This window comes from Methylobacterium sp. J-118, assembly GCF_057836565.1.
This window is the reverse complement of the sequence record NZ_JBYQFA010000001.1, coordinates 930,203-957,007: the sequence shown is the minus strand read 5'-3', so window position 1 is coordinate 957,007 and position 26,805 is coordinate 930,203. Positions and strand designations below refer to the sequence as shown.

The window sequence follows — 26,805 nt, the reverse complement described above, 5'->3', positions numbered from 1 at the left end:
CCATGCGCCCGCCCGACGATCCCGCCGGCTTCATCCGCGCCAACACCCGCCTCCTGCCGGTGCCCTACACCCCCGAGATCCGGCTTCACGTCGCCGACGAGGCGACGGCTCTGTGGCAGAAGACCGAGGAGGAATTGAACGCGATCGGATTGCCGCCGCCGTTCTGGGCCTTCGCCTGGGCGGGCGGTCAGGCGCTGGCCCGCTACGTCCTCGACAACCCGGCCCTCGTGGACGGCGCGATGGCCGTGGACTTCGCGTCGGGCTCGGGCCTGGTGGCGATCGCGGCGGCCCGCGCCGGCGCGCGGCGCGTGCTTGCCAGCGACCTCGATCCGTTCGCCATGGCGGCAATCCGCCTGAACGCCGCCGCCAACGACGTGGCGGGACGGGTCGAGCCCATCTCCGACGATCTCCTGGGCACCGTGCCCGAGGCCGATCTCGTCCTGGCGGCGGATGTCTTCTACGAACGCGACCTCGCCGCCGCGGTGACCGACTGGCTCTTCCGGCTTCACGCCCGCGGCGTCACGGTGCTCATCGGCGATCCGGGCCGCACCTATCTGCCGCGCACGCGGCTCACCTGTCTGGCCTCCTACGAAGTCCCGGTCTCCCGCGACCTCGAGGATGCCGAGATCAAGTGCAGTCACGTCTGGCGGTTGGAGACATGAGAATCCACACGGATCGCGGGGCGGACCCAGGACGCGCGGCACGTATGACGGTTCTTCCGGAGCCGAAATGCGCTAGCCTCGACCGAGCCCGCCGCGCGCGTCTGGGCGCCTCGCGGCGGAAGGTTTCCCGGTGAAGATCGAGTCGAGCAGCATGCCGAGCCGTCCCCGCGTCGTCGCCTTCTCGGGGAGCGCCAAGCGGCCCTCGCGCACCCGCATTCTGGTCGAGGCGCTCGGGGCCGAACTCGGACGTCTGCGGCCGATCGATCTCGCGGTCTACGACCTTCTCGATGCCGGACCGGGCCTCGGCGCGACGCAGCGCCACGATTTGTCCGCACCGGCGGAGCGGCTGATCGCGGCGATCGAGGGGGCGGACGCCCTGATCGTCGGGACGCCCGTCTACCAGGGCGGCTATGCCGGGCTGTTCAAGCACGTGTTCGACTTCGTCGATCCGGCCCGCATGGCCGGCAAGCCGGTGGTGCTCACCGCCACGGGCGGCGGCCTGCGCCACGCGCTGGTGGTCGAGCACAGCCTGCGGCCGCTGTTCGGCTTCTTCGCGGCGCATGTGGCACCGACCTCGGTCTATGCGGGCTCGGACGATCTGGTCGACGGCCGGATCCTGGATAAGACCGTCGCGGCGCGGCTCGAAGCCGCCGCGGCGGAACTCGCGTCCCTGATCGACCTCGCGCGCCCGCCCGGTTCCGGCCCGACCAACTGACGGGTCACTCCCCGGAAACGCTGCCGACCCTAAATGTTCGAAGGGACGACGCTCACCCGCGAGGGATCATGTCAGGTTCTCCGATCACGACCGGGAAGGCCGCCCCCGTGGCGCTGCCCGCCACCTACGTCACGGCATCCGGGTTGCCACGCTACAATCCGCTGGCCCAGGCCCTGCACTGGCTGACCGCGGCCCTGGTCCTGGCGGTCCTGCCGCTCGCCTGGGTGGCGGCAAGCCTCCCGCCCGCACCGGCAAAGGGCAGTTTCTTCGTCCTGCACAAGTCGGTGGGCCTGACCATCCTGGCGATCGTCGTCGTGCGGATCGTCTGGCGGATGATCCGGCCCGCGCCGGCGGATCCCCAGGCGCCCCGGCTCCTGACCCTGATCGGGCGCATCAACCACTACCTGATGTACGCGATCTTCCTGATCATGCCGATCAGCGGGTACCTGCTGAGCGCCCTGTCGGGGCGCGACACACCGTACTTCTGGCTGTTCACGATCCCCGGGCTGCCGAAGGACGACGCGGCTCAGAAGATCGCCGACTCGATCCACCTCGTCGGGCAGTGGTTCGTCTACGCGCTGGTCCTGCTGCACATCGCCGGCACCGTCTGGCACCTCGTGATCCGCCGGGACGGCCTGCTGGAGCGGATGCTGCCGGTCCAGGACGGCCGGCGGTCGACCCGGTAACGATCACTCCACGCGGCGCAGGACGAAGGTCGTGCCGACCTCCGGATCGCGCCGCCAGCGTCCGTCGCCGCTCGGCACGAGGTCGATGCTGTGGCCGCGCTTGGCGGTGAGGGTCATCCGGCCGTCGGCGTAGCGCCAGCGGACCGGATCGAACACCTCCAGGCCGCCATCGTGGCAGCCGGGCACCAGGCGCACGCCGCCGCCGACGCCGTCGAGGGTGATCCGGCAGGTGTCGTGCTCCTGGAACCGGTCGAGGGCGTAGGTCCCCGGGGCCGGGCCGGCCGGGGCGGTCGAGGCCGGCTGCAGCGCGGCGGGCAGGGGCGGCGCCGCCTGGAGCGGGGTCGGGGTGGACGGGTCCGGTGCGACCGGTTCGGCCTCGGCGCCGGCCAGACCGCCGGGGCGCATCGCCACGATATCGAGGGGGACGAGGCTGTACTGCTCGCCGCTCTCCATCCTGGCGACCAGGCTGCGCTGGTCCGGGCGCCGGGCGAATTCGAGGACCGGACGGACGTTGCGGTCGACGAGGCGCACGGCCCCTTCGACGAACAGCCAGCCGGCGATCCCGTTCATCACCGGCAGCGCCCGCCGGCATCCGGCCGGGAAGCGCAGGCGCCGGCCGGCCTCGCCGCTGTCGAGCACGAGCGTCAACACGCAGCGGCGGTTGGTGCCGTCCCGGGACAGGTCCCAGGTCCCTGGGACTTCGCCGAGCTTCTCGGGCAGGCTGGTCGGCGCCGCGGCCGGTGCCGGCGTCTCCGCGACCGGGGGGCTCGGTTCAGGCAGGGCCGCGGGCGCGTCCTGAGCCGCCACTGGCCACGGGAGCAGGGCCAGGGCGGCCAGCAGGGCGGCCGGTGCGGACTTCACGCGTTCGGGCTCCAGGGTGTCTCGGCGACGGGCGTCAGCGGCCCCCGCCCCTCGAACCACGAGACGACGTTGTCGACGACGAGCTGGGCCATCGCGGCACGGGTGTGCTCTGAGGCCGAGCCGACATGCGGCAGCAGCACCGTGTTGTCGAGGGCGGCGAGGTCGCCCGGGACGTGGGGCTCGTTCTCGAACACGTCGAGCCCGGCGCCCAGGATGGTCCCCGCCTTGAGCGCGGCGGTCAGCGCCGCCTCGTCCACGAGGCTGCCGCGGGCGACGTTGACCAGGATCCCTTCGGGGCCGAGGGCCTCCAGCACCGCCGCATCCACCAGCCCGCGGGTGTCGGCGCCCCCCGGCGCGACCACGATCAGGATATGGACCGCATGCGCCATGCCGATCAGGCTGTCGTGATAGGTGTAGGGAACGTCCGCCTGCGGGCGGCGGCCGTGATAGTCGATGGCGACGCCGAAGCTTTCCAGGCGCCGGGCGATGGCCCGCCCGATCCGCCCGAGCCCGAGGATGCCGACGCGGCGCCCGCGCAGGGAGGCGGAGAGGGGGAACGGGGCCTTCGGCCAATGGCCGGCGCGGAGGTACCGGTCGGCCTGCGGGATCCGGCGGAGGGTGGCGATCACGAGGCCGATCGCGAGGTCTGCGACCTCGTCGGTGAGCACGTCCGGCGTGTTGGTGACGACGACGCCGCGCCGGTGCGCCGCCGCGGCGTCGACCGCGTCGTAGCCGACCCCGAAATTGGCGATGAGCTCCAGTTTCGGCAGCCGATCGATCAGGGCGGCGTCGACCGCCGCGGCGCCGCCGACGCACAGGGCGCGGATCCGCGGGCCGGTCTCGGCGAGCAGTGCCTCCGCATCCGCGGCGCCGGCGAGCCGATGGACGCCGTACCGACCCTCGAAGGCCGCTTCGACGAGCGGATGCATCTTCCGCAGGAACAGGATCTCGGCCGGCGCGTCAGGCATCGCTCACTCCCTCGTTCGGCCGTCCAGCGGAGCGGCCGGTTCCTCAATCCCGCATAGGGCCAGTGCGGGGTGGGACGCCAGCGGGCGCCCCCGCCGCCGATGACATCCGCGCCCCGGCGCCGGGCGGTCATTCGACCGGGGCGCAACTCGCCCCTTCCGAAATGCCCGCGCGATGCCTAGTAAGAACGACGCATCATCGCGAGAGCTCTGTACCGCCCCATTCTCGAAGACGAAAACCGATGACCAGCCCGCGCACCCTCTACGACAAGATTTGGGACGACCACGTCGTCGATGTCCAGCCGGACGGCTCCTGCCTCCTCTACATCGACCGCCACCTCGTTCACGAAGTGACGAGCCCGCAGGCCTTCGAGGGGCTGCGCGTCGCCGGCCGCAAGGTGCGCCATCCGGAAAAGACGCTGGCGGTGGTCGACCACAACGTCCAGACCTCCGACCGGTCGAAGGGCATCGACGATCCCGAGAGCCTGACCCAGCTCGATGCGCTGGCCGAGAACGTGCGCGATTTCGGCATCGAGTTCTACGACGCCTTCGACCGGCGCCAGGGCATCGTCCACATCATCGGCCCCGAGCAGGGTTTCACGCTGCCCGGCCAGACCATCGTGTGCGGCGATTCCCACACCTCGACCCACGGCGCCTTCGGGGCGCTGGCGCACGGCATCGGCACCTCGGAGGTCGAGCACGTGCTCGCCACCCAGACGCTGGTGCAGCGCAAGGCCAAGAACATGCGCGTCACCGTCGACGGCACCCTGCCGCCGGGGGTCACCGCCAAGGACATCATCCTGGCGATCATCGGCGAGATCGGTACGGCCGGCGGCACCGGCCACGTGATCGAGTATGCCGGCGAGGCGATCCGCGCCCTCTCGATGGAGGGGCGGATGACGATCTGCAACATGTCGATCGAGGGCGGCGCCCGGGCCGGCATGGTTGCGCCGGACCCGACGACCTTCGCCTACGTGAAGGACCGCCCGAAGGCACCGAAGGGCGCGGCCTTCGACGCGGCGTGCCGCTACTGGAAGAGCCTCGTCACCGACCCGGGCGCCTTCTTCGACCGCGAGGTCCGCCTCAACGCCGCCAACCTGCCGCCGCTGGTCAGCTGGGGGACGAGCCCGGAGGACGTGATCTCGATTCAGGGCCGCGTTCCGGATCCGGCCGAGATCGCCGACGAGAACAAGCGGCAGTCGAAGGAGAAGGCCCTGGCCTATATGGGCCTGACGCCGGGCACCCGGATCACCGACATCACCCTGGATCGGATCTTCATCGGCTCCTGCACGAACGGGCGGATCGAGGATCTGCGCGAGGTCGCGCGGGTGGTCGGCGACCGCAAGGTGCATGAGGGCGTTTCGGCGATGATCGTCCCGGGCTCCGGGCTGGTGAAGGCGCAGGCCGAGGCCGAGGGTCTCGACCGGATCCTGAAGGCGGCGGGCTTCGACTGGCGCGAGCCGGGCTGCTCCATGTGCCTCGGCATGAACCCGGACAAGCTGCGGCCCGGCGAGCGCTGCGCCTCGACCTCGAACCGCAACTTCGAGGGCCGGCAGGGCCCGCGCGGGCGCACGCACCTGGTCTCGCCCGCCATGGCGGCGGCCGCCGCGGTGGCCGGCCGCTTCGTCGACATCCGGGAGTGGCCGCAGCGCTGAAATCCCGATTGACGGCGGCGGTTCCCTTGCCTAAACGAAGCCGTCGCCGGCCGATGGCCGACGACATGCCCAGGTGGCGGAATTGGTAGACGCGCTGGTTTCAGGTACCAGTCTCGCGAGAGGTGAAGGTTCGAGTCCTTTCCTGGGCACCAATCGACTGACAGCAGCCCGCCAAATCGTTGGCGGGCTTTGTTGTTTTCCGGGTTGGCGAACCGGGGCCGCGCGGAACGCCCCGTCACGGGGTCCGGACCGGAAGCCCGGCGTCCACCGCCAGCCAGAGCCCGTCCGAGGCGGACTCGATCCTGAACAGGCGCAGGGCGCGGAACGACCAGCCCGGCGAGACGGACCCGTCCCGCAGGTCGAAGGAGGCGCGATGCCTCGGGCAGAGCAGCCGTCCGCCGACGTACCGGCCGAGGGACAGGTCGGCCCCCTCGTGCGGGCAGGCCCGCTCAGCGGCCACGATCCGGCCGCCCGCCTGGACGAGCAGCAGGCTGTGGCCACCCACGGTGATCGGCATCAGGGGGCGATCGCCGAGACGATCGTCCGGGCCCAGGCGGATCCACCCCGGCCGGCCCGTCTTAGCCACCGAGATAGGCGTCCCGCACATGCGGATCGGCGATGAGGGCTTGCCCGGTCCCTTCGAGCACGATGCGGCCGGTCTCGAGGAGATAGGCGTAGTCGCAGAGTTCGAGGGCCGCGAAGGCGTTCTGCTCGACGAGGAGCACGGTCGTGCCGGCGTCGCGGATCGCCCGGATCACCGCGAACATCCGCTCGACGATGTTGGGGGCGAGACCGAGGGAGGGCTCGTCGAACAGGACGAGCTTCGGACGCCCCATCAGCGCGCGGCCGATCGCCAGCATCTGCTGCTCGCCGCCCGACAGGGTGCCGGCCGCCTGGTCGCGGCGCTCGGCGAGGCGGGGAAACTCGCCGTAGATGCGCTCCAGGTCGACCGCGATCCCGGCCCGGTCGCGGCGCAGATAGGCACCCATGGCGAGGTTCTCGGAGACGGTCATCTGCGGGAAGACGCGCCGGCCCTCCGGGCAATGGGCGATGCCGGCGGCGAGGATCCGGCGGGGCTCCGCCCCCCCGATGTCGCGCCCGGCGAACCGGATCGCGCCGGCGCGCGGCGACACCAGGCCGGAGATCGCCCGGAGCGTCGTGGATTTGCCGGCGCCGTTCGCCCCGACGAGGGCCACCAGCTGGCCCTCGCGCACGTCGATCGTGAGACCCTTCAGGGCGGTGACGTGGCCGTAGCCGCAGACGAGGTCGCGGATCTCAAGCATCGGCCGCCTCAAGCACCGCGGCGGCGGCCTGCCGGGCCGCGCTGCCCTGGCCGAGATAGGCCTCGATCACCGCGGGGTCGGCGCGGATCCGGTCCGGCGGCCCTTCGGCGATGAGGCGGCCGTAGTTCAGGACGACGATGCGGTCGGAGACCTCCATCACCATCGGCATGTCGTGCTCGACCAGCAGGATGGTGATGCCGCGCCCCCGGATCTGCTCGATCAGCCGCACGAACACCCGCGTCTCCGAGGCGTTCATTCCCGAGACCGGCTCGTCGAGGAGGAGCATGGTCGGGTCCGTGGCGAGCGCCAGCGCCACCCCGACGAGGCGCTGTTCCCCATAGGCCAGGGCGCCGGCCTTCTCCCGCGCCCTGTCGGCGATCCCGACCCAGTCGAGCAGCGCTTCGGCGCGGTCGCGCAGGGCGCGCTCGCCGGCACCCGAACGGCCGAGCAGCGCGTCGCGGAACGACGTGCGGCTCATCGGGGCCCCCCGGCGGTGGAGGCCGATCATCACGTTGTCGAGCACCGTGTCGTCCGGGAACACGCTGGTGCGCTGGAAGGTGCGGGCCAGGCCGAGGCGCGTGATCGCGTGGGGCGCCAGCCCGTCCAGGCAGGTGCCACGGAAGCGGACCGCGCCCTGGCTGGGCTTGAGGAAGCCGGTCATGACGTTGAAGGCGGTGGTCTTGCCGGCCCCGTTCGGGCCGATCAGGCTGACGATCTCGCCGTCCTGGACGTCGAAATGCAGGTCCGCGATGGCGACGAGGCCGCCGAAGCGGACACCGACATGCTCGACCGAGAGAATCGCGCTCATCGCTGCACCGCCGGACTGGCCTCCAGGACGGGGACGGTCGGCGCCGATCGACGGCCGAGCAGGCCCGACAGCCCCGGCACGATGCCCCGCGGCATCACGAACAGGATCACGATCAGCACGAGGCCGTAGACGATCCACTGGGCCTCGGGTGCCATGACCGGGCGCAGCGCCACCGGCAGCAGGCCGAAGATCAGGCCGCCCACGATCGGGCCCAACAGGGTGCCCTTGCCGCCGGCCACCACCATGATGACCATGCTGACCGTGGTGGCGAACAGGAACACGTCGGGGTCGATGATGCGCAGGTAATGGGCGTAGAGGCTGCCCGCGGCGCCGGCCATCGCGGCCGAGATCACCGCCGCCACCGTCAGGGTGCGGGTGGCGTTGATGCCCACCGAGAGCGCCAGCGGCTCGTTCTCCTTGAGACCGCGCATCGCCCGGCCGAACTGCGAGCCGACGAGCCGGGCGATCACGGCGTAGCAGAGCGTGCCGACCGCTAGCACGAGGTAGTAGTTCTGCAGCTTGGTCTTCAGGGTCCACATCCCGAGGCTGGGCAGGCCGAGGGTGATCGCCGGGATGTTGGTGAGCGCCAGCGGCCCCTGGGTCAGCTCCACCCAATTGAGGGCCACGAGCCGCACGACCTCGGCGAAGGAGATCGTCACGATCACGAAGAAGGCGCCGCGCACCCGGAAGGAGAGCCGCCCGATCAGGTAGCCGCAGCTCCCCGCCGCGACCGTCGCCAGCAGGAACCCGACCGCCGCCGGCCAGGGTGTGTGCACCACCCGGAGGCCGAAGCCGATCTCGACATCGAAGCCGAGGCTCGTGAGCGCGCTGACATAGGCGCCGATGCCGAAAAAGGCGATGTGGCCGAGGCTGAGCTGCCCGGTATAGCCGAGGAGCAGGTTCAGGCTCATCGCGCCGATGGTCAGGATGCCCGTCACGATCAGCGCGTTGAGCAGGTAGGGATTGGGGCCGAGCGCCAGCGGCAGGACGACGAGGCCGGCGAGCAGCGCGAGGGGAAGGAACCGGCTCATCCGATCCGCTCCGCACGCGCGAACAGTCCGGTGGGCTTGCACAGCAGGACCGTGATGATGATCAGGAAGCCCATCGCGTCCCGGTAACCGGAGGAGGCGTAGCCGGCGCCGAACTCCTCCGCGAGCGCCAGGATGAAACCGCCGATGGCCGCGCCGGTGACGTTGCCGAGGCCGCCGAGGATGACGATGGCGAAGGCCTTGAGCTCGGCGAGCCCGCCCATCTGCGGGAATACCACGTAGACCGGGCCCAGCAGGGCACCCGCCGCCGCCGCGAGCGAGGAGCCGAGGGCGAAGGTGGCGGTGTAGATCCGCCGGACGTCGACGCCCATCAGCGCCGCCGTGTCGGCATCCTGGAAGGCGGCGCGCATGGCGAGCCCGAGCTTGGTCCGGTTGATCAGCGCGTAGGACAGCGCGATCAGGGCGAGCGCCGCCCCGAGCACGAACAGCCGCAGCCAGGAGAGCGAGACCGGGCCGATCTGGAGCGGTGCCTCCGGAAAGGGCGAGGGGATCGCCTTGGCGACGCCGCCGAAGGTCCAGAGCGTGCCCGATTGCAGGATGATGCCGGCGGCGATCATCACCAGCATGGTGGTGTCGATATCCGAGCCCCGGAACGGGCGCAGCAGCAGCAATTCGATGGCGGCCCCGAGGAGGAGCCCGCCCAGGATCGCCACCGGCAGCGCCAGGAAGAAGTTCAGCCCGAGCCCGGCGACGGCCAAGTACATGACGTAGGCGCCGACCGTGTAGAGCGCGCCGTGGGTGAAGTTCACCACGTTCATGATCCCGAAGATCAGCGTCAGGCCGATCCCCAGCAGGGCATAGGTGCCGCCGAGGATCAGCGCGTTGGCGAGGTGCTGGATCAGTTCGTCCACGGGCCTCTCCTGGCGGGTTGCGGGCCGAATGTCCGGCGCCGCGGCGAGCATCTCTCCCCGCGGGGGGCTACCGATTCACTTGTCGTGCCTGGGATCATCGCCCGGTCGACCGGTGTGGCCGGCCAAAGCCGCTACGCGCCCTCCCTACCCTCACTGCGGGGGAGGGAAGGCGCTCGGGGCCGGTCGTTGCTCCGATCCGGCAGCGATGTGTGAATCCAGTGTGGGGAGCGAGCATGGGCTGCCCCTACAGGGTCGGCACGATCACCTTCCCGTCCTTGATCTCGATCAGATAGACGTCGGGCTTGCTCTGCCCGCTTTCCTTGCCGGCGGGACCGGCTTTTGCGAAGCGGATCGGCCCGTTGAGCCCGACGAAGTCGACGGACCAGAACGCCTTGGCGATCGCGGCTGGATCGGTCGAGCCCGCCGTTTCGATGGCGTGCGCGATGGCGCGGATGCCGTCGTAGCCGCGGAAGCTCTCGGTGACGCCGGCGAATTCGAAGCCGCGCTTCTTCCAGGCGTCGATGAACGCCGCTGTGGCCTTCGGGTCCGACGTCCTGTCGGGCGACCAGGGCAGGAATGTCGTCAGGTGCATCGTGCCGTCGGCGGCGGCACCGGCCTGGGCGATGATCTGGTCCGGATTCTGGGAACCGCCCGTGGTGATCACCCGCTTTTTCAGGCCGAGCGCCGCCATCTGCTTGAACAGCAGCACCAGCTGATCCACCGAACTCGTGATCATGATCGTGTCGGAATCCGAGGCCTTCAGCTTGGACAGCTGGGCGCTCATGTCCTGGGCGCCCTGGTCCATGGTCTCGACGAGGCCGACCGTGACGCCCTTGTCCTTGAGCATCTTGCCGAAATCGGTCGCTGCGCCGCGGCCGAAATCGTTGTTGAGGACCAGGAAGTCGACCTTCTTCAGGCCGAGGCGGCCGACCATCGGCGCGAAGGTCTCGGCCTCCAGGGACGAGGGCGGCGAGATCCGGAACACGTAGGGATTGCCCGACGTCGTGATCTTGCCGGACGAGGAGGTCTCGACCAGCATCGGCGTCTCGTAATCCATGAGCTTCGGCATGACGGCGAGCGTCAGGCTGGAGCCCCAGGCCCCCATCATCACCGGGGTCTTGTCGCTGGTGATCAGCTTCTCGGCGACGGCGGCGGCCTCGGTCGGGTTGCTCTTGTTGTCCTCGATCACGAGTTCGATGGTCTTGCCGAGGACGCCGCCCTTGGCGTTGATCTCGTCGGCGGCGATCTTGGCGCCGTTCACCACGTAGGTGCCCGAAGCCGCGAACGGCCCGGTCAGGGGCTCGTTGACGCCGATGCGGATCGCGTCCGCTTGGGCGCCCGTCGCCGTGAGCACCAGCAGGATCGCGGTCGTGAGGGTGAACCGGCCAGGCATGCTCGTGTCTCCGGGGTGGGTGGGAAGCGGCGGGGGATCAGGCGCGGCCGAGCCACGCCGCCAGGCGCGCGCGGACGAGGCCGAGGAGCAGGCGGAGGGGATTGAGCCCGGTGGAGGCCGGGGCGGCGGTGCCCGAGAGCCGGGCATCGAGGTTGCGGGAGAAGTCCGCGGCGATGCGGCCGGCGAGGTCGCGCACGAGGCCGGGGCGGCCGAACTGCGCCAGCGGCCCGGTCAGGGTGTAGCCGACCTCGAGCTCGACCCGGGCGGTGTCCGGCGTCGGCCCGGCCTCGACACGATACCGGATCCGGCCCTCGGTGGCCGAGCGGCCGCCCGCGTCGCTGCCGGCGCCGTGGACCGAGCCGCTCCGCGCCGCCGCGTCCCACGCGATGCGGGCGCGACCCCGGAAGGTCGCGGCGATCGGCCCGATCCGCACCTGCAGGCCGCCCTCGACCGTGTCAGGGGTCGGCCGGGCCGTCAGAACGGCGCCCGGCAGACAGGCGGCGACCGCCTCGATGTCGCCCAGGAGCGCGAAGACGGCCTCGGGCGGATGGGCGAGGTCGAGGCCCTGCGCGAAGCTGTGGGCCGGCACGAAGGATGCGGTGAGATCCGCCACCGCGGCAGGGGTGACCGGGGTGACGGGGGCTGCTGCCGGATGCAGGGGCGCGACGATGGTCTCGCCGATCCGGGCCCCGACCGGGCCGAGGGCACGGGCCGCGCCGGTCTCCGGGCCGATGCCGCGCCCGCGCCGTTCCCCGATCACCGCCATCACCGCCCGGACGATCCCGGCATAGCCGGTGCAGCGGCAGAGATTGCCCGAGAGGCCGACGCGGATCCGCCGCTCGTCGGCCTCCGGCAGTCGCAGGACCAGATCGCGGGCGGCGATCAGCATGCCGGGGGTGCAATAGCCGCACTGGAGGGCGTGCGCGCGGTTGAAGGCGGCCCGCAGCTCGCCCGCGATCTCGTCCGTATCCAGCCCCTCGATCGTGGTGATCGAGGCGCCGGCGCAGGCCCCCGCGAAGGTCAGGCAGGCCCGCGCCGGCTCGCCGTCGAGCAGGACCGTGCAGGCGCCGCAGACGCCGTGCTCGCAGCCGAGATGGGTGCCGGTGAGATCCAGCCCGTCGCGGAGCAGGTCGCCGAGATGGCTGCGCGGCTCGGCCTCCACCCGCAGGGCACGGCCGTTGACCGTCAGGGGCAGCACCAGACGGCCGGACCGCGGTTCCGCGAGGGCGGCGCTCATGCGGCCTCCGGAAGGTGAACGGGGGCGGGCTCGGCCGCCTGCGCGACCGCGCGGGCCAGCACCGTCACGTGGATGTGGCGCTCGACCGCGTCCGCCATGCCGGCGGCGCGCAGGACCGCGTCCGCCGCAGCAGCATCGAACCTTTCCGCGAAATCGGTGCCGATGCGGCCGCCGAAGAGCGGGCGGGCGTCGGCGAGCAGCACGGGCGGCCCCTCGACCGCCCCGATCACCGCCCGTCCCCGTCCCGCGCCGGTTTCGAGGCGCACGGCGCCGATGGCGTGGGCGAACTCGCCGATCTTCGCGCAGTGTTTGACGTAGCCCCAGGCCGCGCCCACGGGCAGGGCGGGGATCCGCACGGCGACCAGGATCTCGCCAGGACCGAGGGCGACCGTGAGCGGTCCGGTGACGAAGCGCTCCACCGGGAGGGTCCGACGGCCGTCCGGGCCCGCGAGTTCGACCTCGGCACCGAGGGCGGTCAGGGCGCTCACCCAGTCGGCGGCCGGGTCGGCGTGGACCAGGCTCCCGCCGATCGTGCCGCGGTTGCGCACCGGCCGGTAGGCGATCGCGGCGGCGACACGCCGGAGGGCACCCCGCGTGAGGTCGGGCACGCGGCCGTCCTCGATATCGGCATGGGTCACGCAGGCCCCGAGCACGAGTGTGTCGCCCTCGACTCGCGCGATGCGGAACTCGGGCACGCCGGTGATGTCGAGGATCAGGTCCGGCTCGACCAGGCGCAGGTTCAGCATCGGTCCGAGGGATTGGGCCCCCGCGATCAGCTTCACGTTGCCGGGGGCCCCGGCGAGGCGCGCCAGGAGCGCGGCGAGGCCGCCCGGGCGCTCCCAGGCGAAGGGGGCGGGCTTCATGCGGCCTCCCGGGCGGTTTCCGCCGTTGGCCGGGCGGCGAGCACCGCCTCCACGATCCGCCGCGGGGTGAGGGGTGAGTGCAGCAGCTCGACGCCCAGGGGCGCGAGCGCGTCGTTGATGGCGTTGGCCAACGCCGCCGGGGGCGCGATGGCGCCACCCTCGCCGATGCCCTTCTGGCCGAACCGCGTGTAGGGGGAGGGGGTCTCCATATGGTCGATGCGGGCCATCGGCACGTCGGCGGCACCGGGGAGCAGATAATCAGCGAAGGTCGAGGCGAGGGGCTGGCCGCGGCTGTCGAACCGCATCTCCTCGAACAGCGCCGTTCCGATCCCCTGCGCGAGGCCGCCGTAGATCTGGCCGTCCACCACCAGGGGATTCACCAGCGTGCCACCGTCCTCGACGATGACGTAATCGAGGATCTCCACAGCGCCGAGATCGGGATCGACCGCCACCACGACCGCGTGGGCCGCGTAGGAGAAGGTGCCGGAATCCCGCACCGGCTTGTAGCCGGCGGTGACTTCGAGGCCGCCGGGATCGGTATCGGGGGCGAGGTCCTGCGGGCGCCGGTACCAAGTCCGGGCGATAGCCTCCAGGGCGATGTCGCCGGAGGGCCCGATCACGTGGCCGCCCGCGAAGCGGCATTCCTCGGGGCGTGCCTGGAGCAGGTGGGCGCCGATCCGGACGGCGCGGTCGCGCAGCACCTCGCAGGCCGCCGCCACCGCGCCGCCCGCCATGACCATGACCCGCGAGCCCCAGGAACCGGTGGAATAGGGCGTCATCGCCGTGTCGCCGTGGACGAGGCGGGTGCGCGCGACCGGGATGCCGAGGATCTCGTGGGCGACCTGGGCCAGCGTCGTCTCCAGGCCCTGGCCGTGGGAATGCGCGCCGATCCGCAATTCCAGGCCGCCATCCGGGGTCAGGCGGGCGCTGGCCTGCTCGTGGCCGGGGACCATCGGGATGCCCCAGCCGGAATAGACCGAGGTGCCGTGCGCGGCCTGCTCGCAGTAGACCGAGAGCCCGAGGCCGATCCGGCGCCCATCCGGCTCAGACCCCCGCTGCCGGGCCCGGACCGCGTCGACATCGATCGCCGTCAGCGCCCGGGCGAGCGCCCCCGGGTAGTCGCCGCTGTCGAAATGCTTCTTCGTGATGTTTTCGAACGGCATCTGCTCCGGCCGCACGAGGTTCTTCTCGCGCACCGCCTCGGGCGGGATCCCGGCGGCGCGGGCGACGGCATCGAGCACGAGTTCCAGGGCGAAGCAGACGCCGGTGCGGGCGACGCCCCGATACGGCAGGATCGGGCACTTGTTGGTCGCGACAGACCACGTGCGGCAGCGATAGGAAGGGAAGTCGTAGGGACCGGGCAGGATGCTGGCGACCTGCGCCGCCTCCAGGCAGGCCGAGAACGGGTAGGCCGAGTAGGCGCCGGAATCGACCGTGGCCTCGCAATCAATGCCGCGGAGCCGGCCGTCCCGCTCCGCGTAGGCGGTGATGCGGTAATGGTGCTCGCGGCAATTGGCGTTGGCGGTCAGATGCTCGCGCCGGTCCTCCAGCCAGCGGACCGGATGGCCGCGGCGCAGGGTCAGCCAGGCGAGCGCCACGTCCTCGGCGAGCAGGATCGCCTTGTAGCCGAAGCCGCCGCCGACATCCGGCGACACGATGCGGATGCGGCCCTGCTCGATGCCGAGGCATTCCGAGAGGCCGTTGCGCACGATGTGGGGCATCTGGGTCGCGGTGTGGACGACGAGCTGGTCGAGGCGGTGATCGAGCTGCACCACGGTGCCGCGGCCCTCGATCGGCGCCATGCACTGGCGCCCCGTCGAGATGGTGCGGCTGACCTGGATCGGCGCGTCGAGGGCGGCCTCGATGCCGATATCGACCAGGGTCTCCAGGAAGACGTTGTCGCCCCAATGCTCGTGGACGAGGGCGGAGCCTGGTTCGCGGGCGGCCAGCATGTCGTGGATGGCGGGCAGCTCCTCCAGGTCGAGCACCACGGCGGCGGCGATGTCCTCGGCCTCGGCGCGGGTCGCGGCGACGCACATCGCGACCAGCTCGCCGACCTGCCGGACCTTGCTGGTGGCGAGCACCGGCTGCTCGGAGGCCTTGAAGCCGGGCAGCCCCGAAACGGCACGGATCGGCAGCACGCCGTCGAGGTCGGCGGCGGTGAACACCCGGTCGCGATAGGCGTCCGGCACGTGGATGGCGCGGATGCGGGCGTGGGCGAGGGGGCTGCGCACGAAGGCGACGTCCTGCAGCCCGGGCAGGCGAATGTCGCCGACATACTGGCCGCGGCCGCGCATTAGGCGGTCGTCTTCCTTGCGGGGCAGAGCGACCCCCACGCCCTCGCGGCTCATCGGGCGCCTCCGAGCAGGTCCTGCGCCGCGCGGACCAGGATTCCGTCCGGCCGGCGGAACCCGTCGAGGATCGAGAAATGGTCGGCGCCCGGCACCGGCAGCAGGGCGCCCGAGGCATGGGCGGCGCTGCGCAGGGCGTGGAGGTTGCGGGCATCGTGGACGAGGGCGGGGAGCTCGCGGCTGCCGTAGGCCAGCGTCATCGGCTTGGCCGCGACGGGCAGGCGGAGGGGTGACAGGGTCTCGATCTCGGCATCGGTCAGGCCGAGCTTCTCGTTCAGGTAGGTCTCGCGGATCGGCGCGAGGTCGTAGACGCCGGAGATCGCCAGGGCCGCCGTCACCGCGGGATGCCCGAGATGGAGGGCGGCGAGCTGCGCCCCCGCGGACCAGCCGGCCAGGACGATCGGTCCGCCGATTCCGTGGGCGGTCCCATGCCCGGCGAGCCAATCCAGGGCGGCCCCGATCTCGGCGGAAATCCCGGCGAGGCTGGCCTCGGGCGCCAGGGTGTAGCCCGGCATCGCCACCGACCAGCCGGCCCGGTTGAGGCCCTCAGCGAAGCAGGCGAAATCGGCCCGCGCGTTCCGCTGCCAGTAGCCGCCATGGACGAAGACCAGGCAGGGCGCCTGTGCGTCCGCCGCCGGGTAGAGGTCGAAGGCCGTGCGGGCGCCTGCCGCGTAGGGGAGGTCGAGGCCGGCCGGGTGCGCGGCGCGGTACGTCGCCGAGGCGGCGTTGCGCGCTGCGACCTGGGCCGCGGCGTCGGCCACGGCCGCGTTGTTGTCGTAGCAAGCGCCCCGGGCCGCGGGGTCCAGGCCGGCCCAGCGGTGGCGGGGATCCGGCGGTGTCGGGTCGTCGAGGACGAAGGCGGGCATCGGCGCCATCTCAGGCCGCGATCGCCTGCGGCAGGATCGGCGAATCGGCCTCGAAGCGCGTCCCCGCGCGCAGGCAGAAGGCGGGGCGCAACAGGCGCTCGGCGATGACCCGCGTATCCTCGTTGTCGCGCAGCAGGAAGCGGCCGCGCTCGTCGTGCAGCACCGAGATATCGGCCGCGTAGCCGACCTTCAGGGCGCCGATGCTGTCGCTCAGGCCCAGCATCTCGGCCGGGTGCGACGTCACCATCGGCACCACGTCCTCCAGCGGGATGCCCAGCGCCATCATCGAGCTCATCGCCTGGGTGAGGCTGAACCGGGCCTGCCCGAGGAAGGGATGATTCTCGTCGTCGTGATGCTCGTCCGGGGTGCCGGCGGGCTGGGGGACCTCGGTGTTGTAGCCGTGCATGTCGGCGCCCAGCGTGTAGGGGATCACGCCCGCCGGCAGGGACGCCCGGGCCACGCGGTAGGAGAAGTGGCTGCCGTGGCCGACATCAACCTTCAGCCCGGCCTCCATCGCCCGGCGGATGATGTGGTGGACCTCGCCCTGCTCGTTGATGAAGCCGCCCGGATGCCGGGTGAACGGATGAGCCAGCACGTCCCCCGGCCGCAGCAGGGGGATCACCCGCTCGACGATGGTGTCGGCATCCTCGCCGTTGGCGCCCGACTCCGGCAGGCCCCAGAGCTGGCCGAAATGCACGTAGAGCGGCAGGGCGGAGCGCCGGCTGATCTCGGCCGCCATCTCCATGACCTTGATGCCCCAGCGGGCGAAACCGCCGATCTCGGCATGGCCCTTGATGCCGCGCACGAGGTCGCGGTTCTCGGTGGCCGACTTCACCGTGGCGTCGATATCGACGCCGTCCGGGCTGTAGAGGTTCGGGTAGAAATGCCCCTCCAGGCCGCCGACGAGGTAGGCCGACAGGAAGGCCAGCACCCGCGTCTCGGACCGCTCGGCGATGAAATGGCGGAAGCCCGGAAGGGTCATGCAGGAGGGGCCGCCTTGGTCCACCACCGTGGTAACGCCCGAGCGCACGCCGACCATGTCGGGATTCAGGCCGAAGCGCCCGGTGACGTACTGATAGACGTGGGCATGGGTGTCGATCATGCCGGGCAGGACGAGCTTGCCGGCGACGTCGACCACCGCGGCCGCGGACGACGGCAGGATGGTTTCCGCCACGGCGGCGATGCGCCCATCCTGCACCGCAACGTCGCGGATCCCGTCGAGGCCGGAGGCCGGGCAGATGACGCGCCCGCCTCTCAGAACCAGATCGTAGCGGCGATTGTCCATCTCGACCTCGTGATCCTGGCCCGCCCGTTTCGGCATCGCGCTTGCCAAAAGCGAAGCATGCTTCGTATTTCGATAAGCACAGGGCGTGCCAAGTTTGGAACGGTTCGGTGGAGACGGTTCGATGGTTGAGGGTCTGCACGTCGGCGGCGCGGAGGGGGCAACGGGGGTGGACGCATCCGCGGCAGCGCAGCGTTGGCCACTGGTCGAGCGGCCGGGCTTCCTCGCCCGCCGTCTGCACCAGATCCACGTCAGCCTGTTCGCCGAGCGCTGTGCCGCATTCCGCATCACCCCGCTGCAGTACAGCCTGCTCTCGATCCTGCAGGATCTTGAGGAGGCCGATCAGACCACGCTCGCGAACGCGGTCGCCCTCGACCGGACGACGACGACCGGTGCCCTCAAGCGACTGGCGGCGCGCGGCCTGGTCAGCCGGGCGCCGTCGCCCCTGGATCGGCGCGCGCAGGTCTGTCGCCTGACCGCCGAGGGGGCGGCGCTCCACAGGGCGATGGAGCCGGCGGCGCGGGCGGCACACGCCCTAACCGTTCAGGCGCTCACGCCGGCGGAGCAGGACGTCCTCTCCGGGCTCCTGCGCCGCGTGATCGAGGGCCACGCGCACCGCAGGGGGCAGACCGACATCGCATGAGGACGTCCCGCCCGCGCGAGGCGCAGGGCGGGACCATCGCGGCCCCCCGCACCGGATCCTCGAAGAACTCCGGAGCGGCGGCCGCCGAAGCCTGCATGGGTCGCGATCGATCTCCCGACGTCAGGTGTTGTCGCCGCGGATCGCCGCGAGGACGGCGTCGGTGACCTGCCGCGTGGTGGCGGTGCCGCCGAGGTCGGGGGTGTGCAGGGTCGGGTCCGCCGTCACCCGCTCGACCGCGCGCATCAACCGGTCGGCGGCGGGTTTCTCGCCGAGATGCTCCAGCATCTGGCAGGCCGTCCAGAAGGTCGCGACCGGGTTGGCGATGCCCTTGCCGGCGATGTCGAAGGCCGAGCCGTGGATCGGCTCGAACATCGACGGGAAGGTGCGCTCGGGATTGATGTTCGCCGTGGGGGCGATGCCGAGCGAGCCCGCCAGCGCCGCCGCGAGGTCCGACAGGATGTCGGCATGCAGGTTCGTCGCCACGATGGTGTCGAGGGTCCCGGGCTTCATCACCATCCGCATGGTCATGGCGTCGACCAGCATCTTGTCCCAGGCCACGTCGGGGAAGTCCCGGGCGACCTCGGCGGCGATCTCGTCCCACATCACCATGGCGTGGCGCTGCGCGTTCGACTTCGTCACCACGGTGAGCAGCTTGCGCGGACGGGAGCGGGCGAGATGGAACGCGTAGCGGATGATCCGGTCGACGCCCGAGCGGGTCATCATCGAGACGTCGGTGGCGACCTCGTTGGGATGGCCCTGATGGACCCGTCCGCCGACGCCGGCATACTCGCCCTCCGAGTTCTCCCGCACGATCACCCAGTCGAGTTCCGGACCCGAGACGTGGCGCAGGGGACTGGTGATGCCCGGCAGGATCCGGGTCGGACGGACATTGGCGTACTGGTCGAACGGTTGGCAGATCGCCAGCCGCAGGCCCCAGAGGGTGATGTGGTCGGGCACGTCCGGCGCGCCCACCGCGCCGAAGAAGATCGCGTCGTGGTTCCGGATCCGATCGCGGCCGTCGGCCGGCATCATGACGCCGTGCGTCTTGTAGTAGTCCGAGCCCCAGTCGAAGTGGTCGAACGTGAAGGCGAAGCTGCCCGCCTTCTCGGCCAGGGCGTCGAGCACTTCGATGCCGGCGGCGATGACCTCGACGCCGATGCCGTCCGCCGGGATGGCCGCGATGGTGTAGGTCTTCATGAGGGATCTCCGAGGATCGGGCTGCGGCGCGGGGCCACGCTGGCGGCCGGGCGACGGCGACCGTCCGCGTCGCTGATATGCAATTGCCCTGGTGTCCGGCGAGGGCAGCCGCGCGCGGATGTAACGACTTACCGGATCGGCAGGGTGCCTGGGCGGCGCGCCGCCCCGGGGAGGCGGCGCCAACGCCGTTTGCGTCCGAATGACCGGCGCGGATCGGGCTGGGAGCGTTCGACGTCCCGCCGGACCACGCGCGGCCCCTGGGTGGCGCCGATCGCCACCAGGGCCGCCACGCCGATGAGTGCGACCAGCGTCGCACCCCAGAACCAGTTCTCGAACATCGCGCACGCCCCGGCCGAAGATTTTCCTCTTTTACTTATCAAACCATAGGCAATTGAGGCAGAAAGCGGCCGTTTCTCGCTTTCCTGGTCTCACGCCGGAAAATGCTGGGGTCGCGTGTGGATATCGGGGCCGCGCGCGTCCCGATTCGGTGCCGCCCCGCCGAGGATCCCGACGCCCGTCGGAACAGGAGCGCCCGCAGCGGACCCGCGGGAAGCGGGGATGGCGGACCGGGACGCGGCGGGTCGAACGCGGCCGGTCGCACCTGGGCGCTCCGCCCGCCGGCAGCCCTCACGAACCCAACCCAAACCGGGCCGTTGGATATAAAGGCGGCAGGCAGACCACCGATTGTGCATCCGCGCCTGAAATTCTAGATACATTTCGAAATATTTCTAGATTTTGCCGGCTACTACTGTTTCTGGATCGGTATTTCGTGGCCCAAAGAGCACATGCGCCGCGAACAATAGCTTCGGTTACCCAAATTGTATTGTTCCCACCCGGCGGCCTGCGCATGATGATCGCGCAGTCGGGCAACGCCCAGCGCGGGTCCGGATCGTCCGGCCGCCCGAGACGCGGGCCGAACGCATGGAACGCGGCAAGATCCGGTCAACCGGGCACGTCCGCATCATTGGGTCTCGAAGCTTTGGAGATATCTATGAAGCTCTTGAAGAGCTCGCTGCTCGGGTCTGCCGCCGCATTCGCGGCGGTAGGTGCCGCGCACGCCGCCGACCTGCCGGTCAAGAAGGCGGTGCCGGTCGAGTACGTCCGAGTCTGTAACGCCTACGGCGCCGGCTTCTTCTACATCCCGGGCACCGATACCTGCCTGCGCGTCTCGGGCCGCGCCCGGTTCGAGGGTGGCTACCAGACCAGCTACACCCGCCAGGCCGGCACCAACGCCGGCGACACGTCGGGCTACCAGGGCCGGATGCGCATCAACCTCGATGCCCGCACCCAGACCGCCTACGGCACCCTGCGTGCCTTCGTGCGCTTGGACGCCGGCGCCCGCACCGGCTATTCCGGCGTCGGCCAGTCCGGTACCCAGCAGCGCATCGGCCAGGCCTATGCCGGCATCGGCACCGACAGCTTCGGCCGCGACTCGCAATTCGTCAACGTCGACAAGGCGTTCATCCAGTTCGCCGGAATGACCGCCGGTCGCGCGTCATCGTTCTTCGACTTCTACGCCCACGACTTCGAGTTCGCCGGTGCCACCGCTGGTTCGGACGTGTTCTCGACCAACCTGCTCGCCTACACGGCGACGGTCGGCAACGGCCTGTCGGCGACGATCTCGATCGAAGACCCGGTCTTCCGCCGGACCCCAATCTTCTCGCCGTTCAACGTCGGCGCCACGGTCAGCTCCGGCAGCGTGTCGAACTTCGGCGTGACCAACCAGCCGACCCCGGTCTTCGTCGGCTATACCGGTGGCATCCCGACCCGCTACGGCAACGTCGACAGCATCGAGCGCGAGCGCCTGCCCGACTTCGTCGGCGTCCTGCGTCTCGACCAGGCCTGGGGCTCGGCCCAGCTCTCCGCCGCCACCCACGAGCTGAACGTCGGCAACCTCTCGACCGCCGCCAGCACCGGAACCGGCACCATCGTGGCCCCGGCCCATACCAGCAACGTTCAGGGCTGGGCGATCCAGGGCGGCCTGAAGATCAACGCCCCGTTCATCGCGCCGGGCGACGCCCTGTATCTGCAGGGTGCCTACGGCGACGGTGCGCAGCTCTACACCGGTTACTCGCAGTACACCGGCTCGTACACGCAGAGCACCACCACGATCCAGGGTCAGAAGTTCGCCCAGTACTTCTCAGACGCGACGATCAACCCCTATACCGGCCAGCTGCAGACCTCGACCAGCTTCACGGCGGTCGCCTCGTACCTGCACTACTGGACGCCGGAATGGCGCTCGGCGTTCTTCGGCTCCTATGGCGAGCAGAGCTTCTCCAACAGCGCCCGTCTCGCCCAGGGCGCCGCCTACACCCTGGTGAGCGGCCTGGCCGGCAGCAACCCGTTCAGCTCCAACGCGGTCGGTACGCCGGGCACCCGGTTCTACCAGCTGAGCCAGGCGCTGCGCGACACCTACCAGTTCGTGGCCGGTGCGAGCATCATCTGGTCGCCGGTGAAGGACCTCGATATCGGCGTCGAGGGCTTCTACACCCAGATCGGCCTGAAGAGCGGCCGGGCGATCGACCTCGACAAGAGCCCGACCGCCTATGCCAACATCGCCGGCATCAACGCCGGCACCTTCGCCGTGGCGACCGCCACGAAGGACTCGGTCTCGCAAGTGCGGTTCCGCGTCCAGCGCGACTTCTGATCCCCATTGGCGATCGGATAACGGCATCGAGGCCAGAGGCCTCGGTGCCGACGAACGACCCTCGTGCACACGAAAACTCAGAAGCCCGGCCTCGTGCCGGGCTCTTTTTTTGGCGTCCGCAGCTCCGGAACCTCGCGACGGCTGGCGCCCATCGCCACCGACGACGATCATGACGGAGAGCCGACGACCTGACGCTGGCACGCATTCGGCCTCGCTGGGCGATGCGGCGATCCCGCCCCCGCCGCCCCTGGTTGCCGCTGCGAACGCGTGCTCAGACCCGGTGTTTACGAAGCGTTCATCCTCCGGGTGTCCGATCGGGGTCGCAGAGGCCGGGAGGAGGACGCGATGCCGAGCAGCACGAATGAAACGCCGCAGGGCCCGATTCTGGAACTCTGGCGCATCGTCGCGCTCGCGCTGATCGTCGCCGCCGGCATGCTGTTCGTCCATATGGTCGTGCCCGCCGACGCCTCGGCGGATCCGATCAGGACCGGGTCCGTCCTAGGCCAAACCGGACAGCCATAGGTCGCCCGCCCGTCCCGCGCCTCTCACTCGCCGCCCTGTCGGCCCCCGGCCTTGGTGAGGGCGCCGGCCGCGGCGGTCAGATCGCGCCGGGCCTGGGTGATCGCCGTCGCCTTCTCTGCCTCCTGCGCGTTCAGGGCCTCGAGGAAGGCGGTCCAGTCGGCGCGGGCGCCGGTCGGGATCTCGCCGTCGAGCCTCTGGCGGAGCTGGGCGACTCGCCCCTCAGCGGTCGCCACTGCCGGCGCGGCGACATCGGCATCGTAGACGCCGACCGCGCAGGTCTGATCGCCGGCCTTCGTGTAATACGTGGTCTTGGGCTCCTCGATCGTGCTCCCGGGCTTCGGAAACAGATACCGGATCACCGCGATCTGCCCGGGCTTGGCGCTCTCCATCATCGTCCGGATGAAGTGGTTGCCCGTCCGGTCGTGCAGGTCGCGGACGTCATGCCCGTTCAGGATCGGATTGGGATGGGCGCTCATGACGCCGTCCGGCCCGACGCAGAACACGTAGGTGTCGGCGGTGCGGAAGCCCCGGGCCCCGTTGGTGAAGTCCTGCAGCGCCTGGGTCTTGTCGGCGGCGAGCGCCCGGTCGACGCGCCCGAGCATCCATGAGGCGAACCCGTTGGGGCTCGGATCGTCGCAGGAGGTCGGGGCCTCGCCGTCGCCGCAGGCCAAAGCCGGACCCGCCGGCAGCACGCCGATCAGCAGAAGGGTCGCAAGCGTTAAAGTTTTCAGCATCGTGACGACCCCCGAATGCAGCTTATCTCACCGAATCGGGTCAATCAGAGACCGCGTTCGACGGATTGGCAAGCGCTGGAGATTGTCTTCACGCGTTCGTCAGCACGATCGCGCGTGCCGCCGGCCTACTGCATGGGCAGGGGGATCGCCTCGACGGTGACCTCGCCGATCCCGCGGGCCGCCAGCGCCGTGCGCAGGGGGGCGGTGAGGCAGCTCCCGGCTGTGAACGCGCCGAGCGCCGCGCCGTGCCGGTCCGCATCCCGGGGGGCGGAACCGATCAGCTGTATGACGCGCCGGGCGATGGCGGGTGCCGGATCGATCCAGGTCACCGGCCAGGGCGCCACGGCTTCGAGCCGCGGCAGCAGCAGGGGGTAGTGGGTGCAGGCGAGGCAGATCACGTCGGTGCGCCGGCCGTCCGCCGCGGTCACGAAGCACGGGGCGATCTCCGCCGCCAGGGCGGCCTCGTCGACGGGGGTGCCCGCGAGTTCGGCCTCGGCGTAAGCCGCGAGATTCTGGGCGCCGACCAGGCTCACCGCGCAGGTTCCGGCATAGGTGGCGATCAGGTCGCGCGTGTAGGAGCGGGCCACCGTCCCGGGCGTGGCCAGCAGGGAGACGAGCCCCGAGCGCGTGGCCTCGGCCGCCGGCTTGATCGGCGGCACGACGCCGACGAACGGGGTCGTGAAGCGCTGCCGGAGGGCGGGGAGCACCAGGGTCGAGGCGGTGTTGCAGGCGATGACCGCGAGGTCGGGCCGGTGGGTCGCCACCAGCCGTTCCATGACGGCCAGAACCCGGGCGACGAGGGCCGCCTCGCCGAGCCGGCCGTAGGGGAAGGCGGCATCGTCGCCGACATAGACGTAGCGGGCGTCCGGCCGGGCGCGGCGGACGGCGTCGAGCACGGTCAGGCCGCCGAGCCCCGAATCGAAGACCAGGATGGTCGGCTCGGCGGCACCGCGCCGCGCCGCGGCGGAGAGGCTGGCCCCGGCCATCAGATCGATCCGCATGAGAATCCTGGACTCCTCGCGAGCGTCCCGAACGTCGTCATCGAGGGTTAAGGCACTCTCACCGCGGCGAGAGAAAGACCCGCGATCCCCAGCCTGTCGCGTTAACCACAGCGCCGCCGCGGCGAAAACGCCCCGGCGAACGGCCGGACGACGGACTCGTCCTGCGGAGGTTGTCGGAACACGGCCAAGACATATCTTCTGCGCGCCGAGCCGGAACCGAGGAAACGGTTCTCGGTCAGGCCCGAAACAAGGGACCATCGTCATGGCAGCGACGGCCGCACTGCGCCCGGACGAGACGCGCGACCCCGGGAGAGCGGCCTTCCCGCCGCCGCCCGTCACCGCCCGGCCGATCGACCGCGCCGCCTGGATCGCCGCGTTCCGGCAGGTCCGGGGTGAGACCGAGCGCCGCGCCGCGCCGCTCTCCCCGGAGGACCAGCAGGTCCAGTCCATGGCGGATGCCAGCCCGACCAAGTGGCACCGGGCGCATGTGACGTGGTTCTTCGAGCAGTTCCTGCTGCGGGAGCACCTCCCGGGCTACGCGATCTACGACGCGCGGCTGCACTACCTGTTCAACTCGTACTACGTGGCGGCCGGTCCGCGGCAGCCGCGCATCCAGCGGGGCATGATCACCCGCCCGACCATGGCGGAGGTCGCGGCCTACCGGGCCCATATCGACCGCGCCGTGGAAACCCTGCTGGGTCAGGCATCCGAACGCGCCCTGGAGGCTTTGCTGCCGATCCTGGAGATCGGGCTCTATCACGAGCAGCAGCACCAAGAGCTTCTCCTCACCGACATCCTGCACGCCTTCGCGCAGAATCCGCTCAACCCCGCCTACGATCCGGACTGGCGCTTCCCGGACGCAGCGGCGAAGCCGGGCCAGACCCGCCTCGACCGGGCCATCGCTTGGATCGGGCATGCGGGGGAGGGCTTCTCGTTCGACAACGAGTCGCCCCGCCACGAGGCGCTGATCCCGGCCGGCCGCATCGACCGGGCGCTCGTGACCAACCGCCAGTGGCTCGCCTTCATGGAGGATGGCGGCTACGCCAAGCCCGAATTGTGGCTGTCGGACGGCTGGTATGCCGGTCCGGCCGAGGGCTGGGAGGCCCCCGGCTACTGGCGGCGGGACGGGGAGGGGTGGGCGACCATGACGCTCGCCGGCCAGCGCCCGGTGGATCTCGACGCGCCCGTCACCCATGTCAGCTACTACGAGGCCGACGCCTATGCCCGCTGGGCCGGCCGGTTCCTGCCCACGGAGTTCGATTGGGAGGTCGCGGCCCGGGACGGTGGCCTGCCGGACGCGTTCGGCCTCGTCTGGCAATGGACCCGCAGCGCCTACGTGGCCTATCCGGGCTACCGGCCGTTGCCTGGAGCCCTCGGCGAATACAACGGCAAGTTCATGGCCAATCAGTTCGTGCTGCGCGGCTCCTCGGTGGCCACGCCCGACGGCCATGCCCGCCTGCCATACCGCAATTTCTTCTTTCCGCATCAGCGCTGGCAATTCACCGGCCTGCGCCTCGCCGACGTTGCCTGACGCGCCCCGGAGCCGCCCGTGACCATCAAGCCAACCTTCCCCGACGCGAAGCCGGTCGCGCCGGCCTTCCTCGACGACGTGCGCGCGGGCCTGTCCCGGCCGCAGAAGACGCTGTCGCCGAAATACTTCTACGACACCGCCGGCTCGGCCCTGTTCGAGGACATCACGCGGCTCCCCGAATATTACCCGACCCGCACGGAGATCGGGATCCTGGACGGGCGCGGCCCGGAAATCGCGGCGCTGCTGCCGGCGGGGGCGGCGCTGGTGGAGTTCGGGAGCGGCTCGACATTGAAGCTGCGCCGGCTTCTGCGGCACCTCGACAAACTGGCCGCCTACGTGCCCGTGGAGATCTCCGGGGAGTTCGTCCAGGCCCAGGCCGAGGCCCTGAGCGGCGATTTCCCGCATCTCCGGGTCGAACCGGTGGTAGCCGACTTCACCCGCGACATCGACCTTCCCGAGAGCCTCGCCGGTCTGCCCCGGGCCGGCTTCTTCCCGGGCTCGACCATCGGCAATTTCGAGCCGGAGGAGGCGGAGGCCTTGCTGCGCCGCTTCGGGCGGATCCTGGGGGCGGGGGCCCACATGATCGTGGGCGTCGACCTGGTGAAGGACACGGCCACCCTGGAGAGCGCCTATGACGACGCCGAGGGGGTCACCGCGGCGTTCAATCTCAACCTCCTGACCCGGATCAATCGCGAACTCGCGGGCCGTTTCGACCTCGACGCCTTCGCCCACCGGGCTGTGTTCAACCCGCAGGCCTCGCGGATCGAGATGCATCTGGTCGCCCGGAACGCGCAGGACGTGGCGGTGGGCTCCGACACCTTTGCTTTCGCGGCCGGCGAGACGATCCATACCGAGAGCAGCTACAAATACACGCGCGAGACCTTCCGGGCGCTCGCTGAGCGCGCCGGCTGGACGTGGATCAAGGTCTGGACCGACCCGCAGAACCTGTTCTCGGTCCACGCCCTGCGGTTGGATTGAGGGCGGGGCGCGCCGCGGCCCGGGC

General features: G+C 70.8%; 26 protein-coding genes and 1 tRNA gene. 10 read left to right on the top strand and 17 right to left on the bottom strand.

Annotation, left to right across the window (positions count from 1 at the left end; genetic code table 11):
- Positions 1-2 precede the first annotated feature (2 nt).
- The 3 genes from AC3IF3_RS04610 to AC3IF3_RS04600 all read left to right on the top strand — a co-directional run bounded on the left by AC3IF3_RS04610 (position 3) and on the right by AC3IF3_RS04600 (position 2,063).
- Positions 3-662, top strand: a complete 660-nt coding sequence (locus AC3IF3_RS04610; RefSeq protein WP_489227512.1) for a class I SAM-dependent methyltransferase — start codon at positions 3-5, stop codon at positions 660-662.
- Positions 663-813: 151 nt separating this feature from the next.
- On the top strand, positions 814-1,377 hold the full coding sequence (locus tag AC3IF3_RS04605) for an NAD(P)H-dependent oxidoreductase (RefSeq protein ID WP_489227510.1): 564 nt from the start codon (positions 814-816) through the stop codon (positions 1,375-1,377).
- A gap of 68 nt (positions 1,378-1,445) precedes the next feature.
- On the top strand, positions 1,446-2,063 hold the full coding sequence (locus AC3IF3_RS04600) for a cytochrome b (protein WP_489219897.1): 618 nt from the start codon (positions 1,446-1,448) through the stop codon (positions 2,061-2,063).
- 3 nt (positions 2,064-2,066) lie between these two features.
- Here the strand turns inward: AC3IF3_RS04600 and AC3IF3_RS04595 are convergent, their stop codons facing one another.
- Together AC3IF3_RS04595 and AC3IF3_RS04590 are read right to left on the bottom strand one after the other, a co-directional pair.
- Positions 2,067-2,924: an AprI/Inh family metalloprotease inhibitor gene (locus AC3IF3_RS04595; protein ID WP_489227508.1), complete on the bottom strand. Its 858-nt coding sequence runs from the start codon at positions 2,922-2,924 to the stop codon at positions 2,067-2,069.
- On the bottom strand, positions 2,921-3,892 hold the full coding sequence (locus AC3IF3_RS04590; protein ID WP_489227506.1) for a 2-hydroxyacid dehydrogenase: 972 nt from the start codon (positions 3,890-3,892) through the stop codon (positions 2,921-2,923). The genes AC3IF3_RS04595 and AC3IF3_RS04590 overlap by 4 nt, the downstream gene beginning before the upstream one ends.
- Positions 3,893-4,131: 239 nt before the next feature.
- Here AC3IF3_RS04590 and leuC point away from each other — a divergent pair, with 239 nt between their 5' ends.
- Together leuC and AC3IF3_RS04580 are read left to right on the top strand one after the other, a co-directional pair.
- Positions 4,132-5,544: a 3-isopropylmalate dehydratase large subunit gene (gene leuC / locus AC3IF3_RS04585; RefSeq protein ID WP_489227505.1), complete on the top strand. Its 1,413-nt coding sequence runs from the start codon at positions 4,132-4,134 to the stop codon at positions 5,542-5,544.
- Between the two features lie 67 nt (positions 5,545-5,611).
- Positions 5,612-5,696 (top strand) — tRNA-Leu (locus AC3IF3_RS04580).
- Between the two features lie 83 nt (positions 5,697-5,779).
- Here the strand turns inward: AC3IF3_RS04580 and AC3IF3_RS04575 are convergent.
- The 11 genes from AC3IF3_RS04575 to AC3IF3_RS04525 form a co-directional block, all read right to left on the bottom strand.
- Positions 5,780-6,151 carry a Rieske (2Fe-2S) protein gene (locus AC3IF3_RS04575; protein ID WP_489227503.1) on the bottom strand — a complete coding sequence of 124 codons (372 nt, stop codon included), beginning with the start codon at positions 6,149-6,151 and terminating at the stop codon, positions 5,780-5,782.
- Entirely contained in the window at positions 6,123-6,827 is a 705-nt protein-coding gene (locus tag AC3IF3_RS04570; RefSeq protein WP_489227501.1) for an ABC transporter ATP-binding protein, read from the bottom strand. Before AC3IF3_RS04570 ends, AC3IF3_RS04575 begins: the two co-directional genes overlap by 29 nt.
- Positions 6,820-7,635, bottom strand: coding sequence for an ABC transporter ATP-binding protein (locus AC3IF3_RS04565; RefSeq protein ID WP_489227499.1), 816 nt, complete (start codon positions 7,633-7,635; stop codon positions 6,820-6,822). Before AC3IF3_RS04565 ends, AC3IF3_RS04570 begins: the two co-directional genes overlap by 8 nt.
- A complete protein-coding gene (locus AC3IF3_RS04560; protein ID WP_489227497.1) occupies positions 7,632-8,666 on the bottom strand; it encodes a branched-chain amino acid ABC transporter permease in 1,035 nt (344 codons plus the stop codon). The genes AC3IF3_RS04565 and AC3IF3_RS04560 overlap by 4 nt, the downstream gene beginning before the upstream one ends.
- On the bottom strand, positions 8,663-9,535 hold the full coding sequence (locus tag AC3IF3_RS04555) for a branched-chain amino acid ABC transporter permease (RefSeq protein ID WP_489227495.1): 873 nt from the start codon (positions 9,533-9,535) through the stop codon (positions 8,663-8,665). Before AC3IF3_RS04555 ends, AC3IF3_RS04560 begins: the two co-directional genes overlap by 4 nt.
- Before the next feature lie 244 nt (positions 9,536-9,779).
- Positions 9,780-10,928 (bottom strand): ABC transporter substrate-binding protein, encoded by a 1,149-nt coding sequence (locus AC3IF3_RS04550; protein WP_489227493.1) that lies wholly within the window; start codon positions 10,926-10,928, stop codon positions 9,780-9,782.
- Between the two features lie 37 nt (positions 10,929-10,965).
- Positions 10,966-12,165 (bottom strand): xanthine dehydrogenase family Fe-S subunit, encoded by a 1,200-nt coding sequence (locus AC3IF3_RS04545; RefSeq protein ID WP_489227491.1) that lies wholly within the window; start codon positions 12,163-12,165, stop codon positions 10,966-10,968.
- On the bottom strand, positions 12,162-13,028 hold the full coding sequence (locus AC3IF3_RS04540) for an FAD binding domain-containing protein (RefSeq protein ID WP_489227489.1): 867 nt from the start codon (positions 13,026-13,028) through the stop codon (positions 12,162-12,164). The genes AC3IF3_RS04545 and AC3IF3_RS04540 overlap by 4 nt, the downstream gene beginning before the upstream one ends.
- Positions 13,025-15,379, bottom strand: a complete 2,355-nt coding sequence (locus tag AC3IF3_RS04535; RefSeq protein WP_489227487.1) for a xanthine dehydrogenase family protein molybdopterin-binding subunit — start codon at positions 15,377-15,379, stop codon at positions 13,025-13,027. The genes AC3IF3_RS04540 and AC3IF3_RS04535 overlap by 4 nt, the downstream gene beginning before the upstream one ends.
- On the bottom strand, positions 15,376-16,245 hold the full coding sequence (locus AC3IF3_RS04530; RefSeq protein WP_489227486.1) for an alpha/beta hydrolase: 870 nt from the start codon (positions 16,243-16,245) through the stop codon (positions 15,376-15,378). The genes AC3IF3_RS04535 and AC3IF3_RS04530 overlap by 4 nt, the downstream gene beginning before the upstream one ends.
- A 10-nt stretch (positions 16,246-16,255) precedes the next feature.
- A complete protein-coding gene (locus tag AC3IF3_RS04525; protein WP_489231240.1) occupies positions 16,256-17,530 on the bottom strand; it encodes an amidohydrolase/deacetylase family metallohydrolase in 1,275 nt (424 codons plus the stop codon).
- A 121-nt stretch (positions 17,531-17,651) separates the two neighbouring features.
- Between AC3IF3_RS04525 and AC3IF3_RS04520 the strand changes: the two genes are divergently transcribed.
- A complete protein-coding gene (locus AC3IF3_RS04520; RefSeq protein ID WP_489227484.1) occupies positions 17,652-18,170 on the top strand; it encodes a MarR family winged helix-turn-helix transcriptional regulator in 519 nt (172 codons plus the stop codon).
- Between the two features lie 120 nt (positions 18,171-18,290).
- Here AC3IF3_RS04520 and AC3IF3_RS04515 read toward each other — a convergent pair whose 3' ends face one another.
- A complete protein-coding gene (locus tag AC3IF3_RS04515; RefSeq protein ID WP_489227483.1) occupies positions 18,291-19,367 on the bottom strand; it encodes a tartrate dehydrogenase in 1,077 nt (358 codons plus the stop codon).
- Positions 19,368-19,495: 128 nt separating this feature from the next.
- Complete coding sequence (locus tag AC3IF3_RS04510; protein ID WP_243969797.1) at positions 19,496-19,705, bottom strand: hypothetical protein; 210 nt, start codon at positions 19,703-19,705, stop codon at positions 19,496-19,498.
- Positions 19,706-20,358: 653 nt separating this feature from the next.
- Here AC3IF3_RS04510 and AC3IF3_RS04505 point away from each other — a divergent pair.
- Positions 20,359-22,014 carry a porin gene (locus AC3IF3_RS04505; protein ID WP_489227481.1) on the top strand — a complete coding sequence of 552 codons (1,656 nt, stop codon included), beginning with the start codon at positions 20,359-20,361 and terminating at the stop codon, positions 22,012-22,014.
- A gap of 345 nt (positions 22,015-22,359) precedes the next feature.
- Entirely contained in the window at positions 22,360-22,536 is a 177-nt protein-coding gene (locus AC3IF3_RS04500; protein ID WP_489219880.1) for a hypothetical protein, read from the top strand.
- 23 nt (positions 22,537-22,559) lie between these two features.
- Here AC3IF3_RS04500 and AC3IF3_RS04495 read toward each other — a convergent pair whose 3' ends face one another.
- Together AC3IF3_RS04495 and murI are read right to left on the bottom strand one after the other, a co-directional pair.
- Positions 22,560-23,270, bottom strand: coding sequence for a cache domain-containing protein (locus AC3IF3_RS04495; protein WP_489227479.1), 711 nt, complete (start codon positions 23,268-23,270; stop codon positions 22,560-22,562).
- A 125-nt stretch (positions 23,271-23,395) separates the two neighbouring features.
- A complete protein-coding gene (murI, locus tag AC3IF3_RS04490) occupies positions 23,396-24,271 on the bottom strand; it encodes a glutamate racemase (RefSeq protein WP_489227477.1) in 876 nt (291 codons plus the stop codon).
- A gap of 262 nt (positions 24,272-24,533) precedes the next feature.
- Between murI and egtB the strand changes: the two genes are divergently transcribed.
- Both egtB and egtD read left to right on the top strand, forming a co-directional pair.
- Positions 24,534-25,802, top strand: a complete 1,269-nt coding sequence (egtB, locus tag AC3IF3_RS04485) for an ergothioneine biosynthesis protein EgtB (protein ID WP_489227475.1) — start codon at positions 24,534-24,536, stop codon at positions 25,800-25,802.
- An 18-nt stretch (positions 25,803-25,820) separates the two neighbouring features.
- The gene (gene egtD / locus AC3IF3_RS04480; protein ID WP_489227473.1) at positions 25,821-26,780 is read left to right on the top strand and encodes an L-histidine N(alpha)-methyltransferase; all 960 of its coding nucleotides are present in this window, start codon (positions 25,821-25,823) and stop codon (positions 26,778-26,780) included.
- Positions 26,781-26,805 lie beyond the last annotated feature (25 nt).

What these genes read in the sequence shown, in the direction of transcription:
- AC3IF3_RS04550 (WP_489227493.1), bottom strand. Translation starts at nt 10,928, where the DNA reads ATGCCTGGCCGGTTCACCCTCACGACCGCGATCCTGCTGGTGCTCACG.
- AC3IF3_RS04510 (WP_243969797.1), bottom strand. Translation starts at nt 19,705, where the DNA reads ATGTTCGAGAACTGGTTCTGGGGTGCGACGCTGGTCGCACTCATCGGC.
- AC3IF3_RS04515 (WP_489227483.1), bottom strand. Translation starts at nt 19,367, where the DNA reads ATGAAGACCTACACCATCGCGGCCATCCCGGCGGACGGCATCGGCGTC.
- AC3IF3_RS04520 (WP_489227484.1), top strand. Translation starts at nt 17,652, where the DNA reads ATGGTTGAGGGTCTGCACGTCGGCGGCGCGGAGGGGGCAACGGGGGTG.
- AC3IF3_RS04565 (WP_489227499.1), bottom strand. Translation starts at nt 7,635, where the DNA reads ATGAGCGCGATTCTCTCGGTCGAGCATGTCGGTGTCCGCTTCGGCGGC.
- leuC (WP_489227505.1), top strand. Translation starts at nt 4,132, where the DNA reads ATGACCAGCCCGCGCACCCTCTACGACAAGATTTGGGACGACCACGTC.
- egtB (WP_489227475.1), top strand. Translation starts at nt 24,534, where the DNA reads ATGGCAGCGACGGCCGCACTGCGCCCGGACGAGACGCGCGACCCCGGG.
- AC3IF3_RS04495 (WP_489227479.1), bottom strand. Translation starts at nt 23,270, where the DNA reads ATGCTGAAAACTTTAACGCTTGCGACCCTTCTGCTGATCGGCGTGCTG.
- murI (WP_489227477.1), bottom strand. Translation starts at nt 24,271, where the DNA reads ATGCGGATCGATCTGATGGCCGGGGCCAGCCTCTCCGCCGCGGCGCGG.
- AC3IF3_RS04560 (WP_489227497.1), bottom strand. Translation starts at nt 8,666, where the DNA reads ATGAGCCGGTTCCTTCCCCTCGCGCTGCTCGCCGGCCTCGTCGTCCTG.
- AC3IF3_RS04575 (WP_489227503.1), bottom strand. Translation starts at nt 6,151, where the DNA reads ATGTGCGGGACGCCTATCTCGGTGGCTAAGACGGGCCGGCCGGGGTGG.
- AC3IF3_RS04605 (WP_489227510.1), top strand. Translation starts at nt 814, where the DNA reads ATGCCGAGCCGTCCCCGCGTCGTCGCCTTCTCGGGGAGCGCCAAGCGG.
- AC3IF3_RS04505 (WP_489227481.1), top strand. Translation starts at nt 20,359, where the DNA reads ATGAAGCTCTTGAAGAGCTCGCTGCTCGGGTCTGCCGCCGCATTCGCG.
- AC3IF3_RS04545 (WP_489227491.1), bottom strand. Translation starts at nt 12,165, where the DNA reads ATGAGCGCCGCCCTCGCGGAACCGCGGTCCGGCCGTCTGGTGCTGCCC.
- AC3IF3_RS04600 (WP_489219897.1), top strand. Translation starts at nt 1,446, where the DNA reads ATGTCAGGTTCTCCGATCACGACCGGGAAGGCCGCCCCCGTGGCGCTG.
- AC3IF3_RS04540 (WP_489227489.1), bottom strand. Translation starts at nt 13,028, where the DNA reads ATGAAGCCCGCCCCCTTCGCCTGGGAGCGCCCGGGCGGCCTCGCCGCG.
- AC3IF3_RS04525 (WP_489231240.1), bottom strand. Translation starts at nt 17,530, where the DNA reads ATGGACAATCGCCGCTACGATCTGGTTCTGAGAGGCGGGCGCGTCATC.
- AC3IF3_RS04500 (WP_489219880.1), top strand. Translation starts at nt 22,360, where the DNA reads ATGCCGAGCAGCACGAATGAAACGCCGCAGGGCCCGATTCTGGAACTC.
- AC3IF3_RS04535 (WP_489227487.1), bottom strand. Translation starts at nt 15,379, where the DNA reads ATGAGCCGCGAGGGCGTGGGGGTCGCTCTGCCCCGCAAGGAAGACGAC.
- AC3IF3_RS04570 (WP_489227501.1), bottom strand. Translation starts at nt 6,827, where the DNA reads ATGCTTGAGATCCGCGACCTCGTCTGCGGCTACGGCCACGTCACCGCC.
- AC3IF3_RS04610 (WP_489227512.1), top strand. Translation starts at nt 3, where the DNA reads ATGCGCCCGCCCGACGATCCCGCCGGCTTCATCCGCGCCAACACCCGC.
- AC3IF3_RS04530 (WP_489227486.1), bottom strand. Translation starts at nt 16,245, where the DNA reads ATGCCCGCCTTCGTCCTCGACGACCCGACACCGCCGGATCCCCGCCAC.
- AC3IF3_RS04590 (WP_489227506.1), bottom strand. Translation starts at nt 3,892, where the DNA reads ATGCCTGACGCGCCGGCCGAGATCCTGTTCCTGCGGAAGATGCATCCG.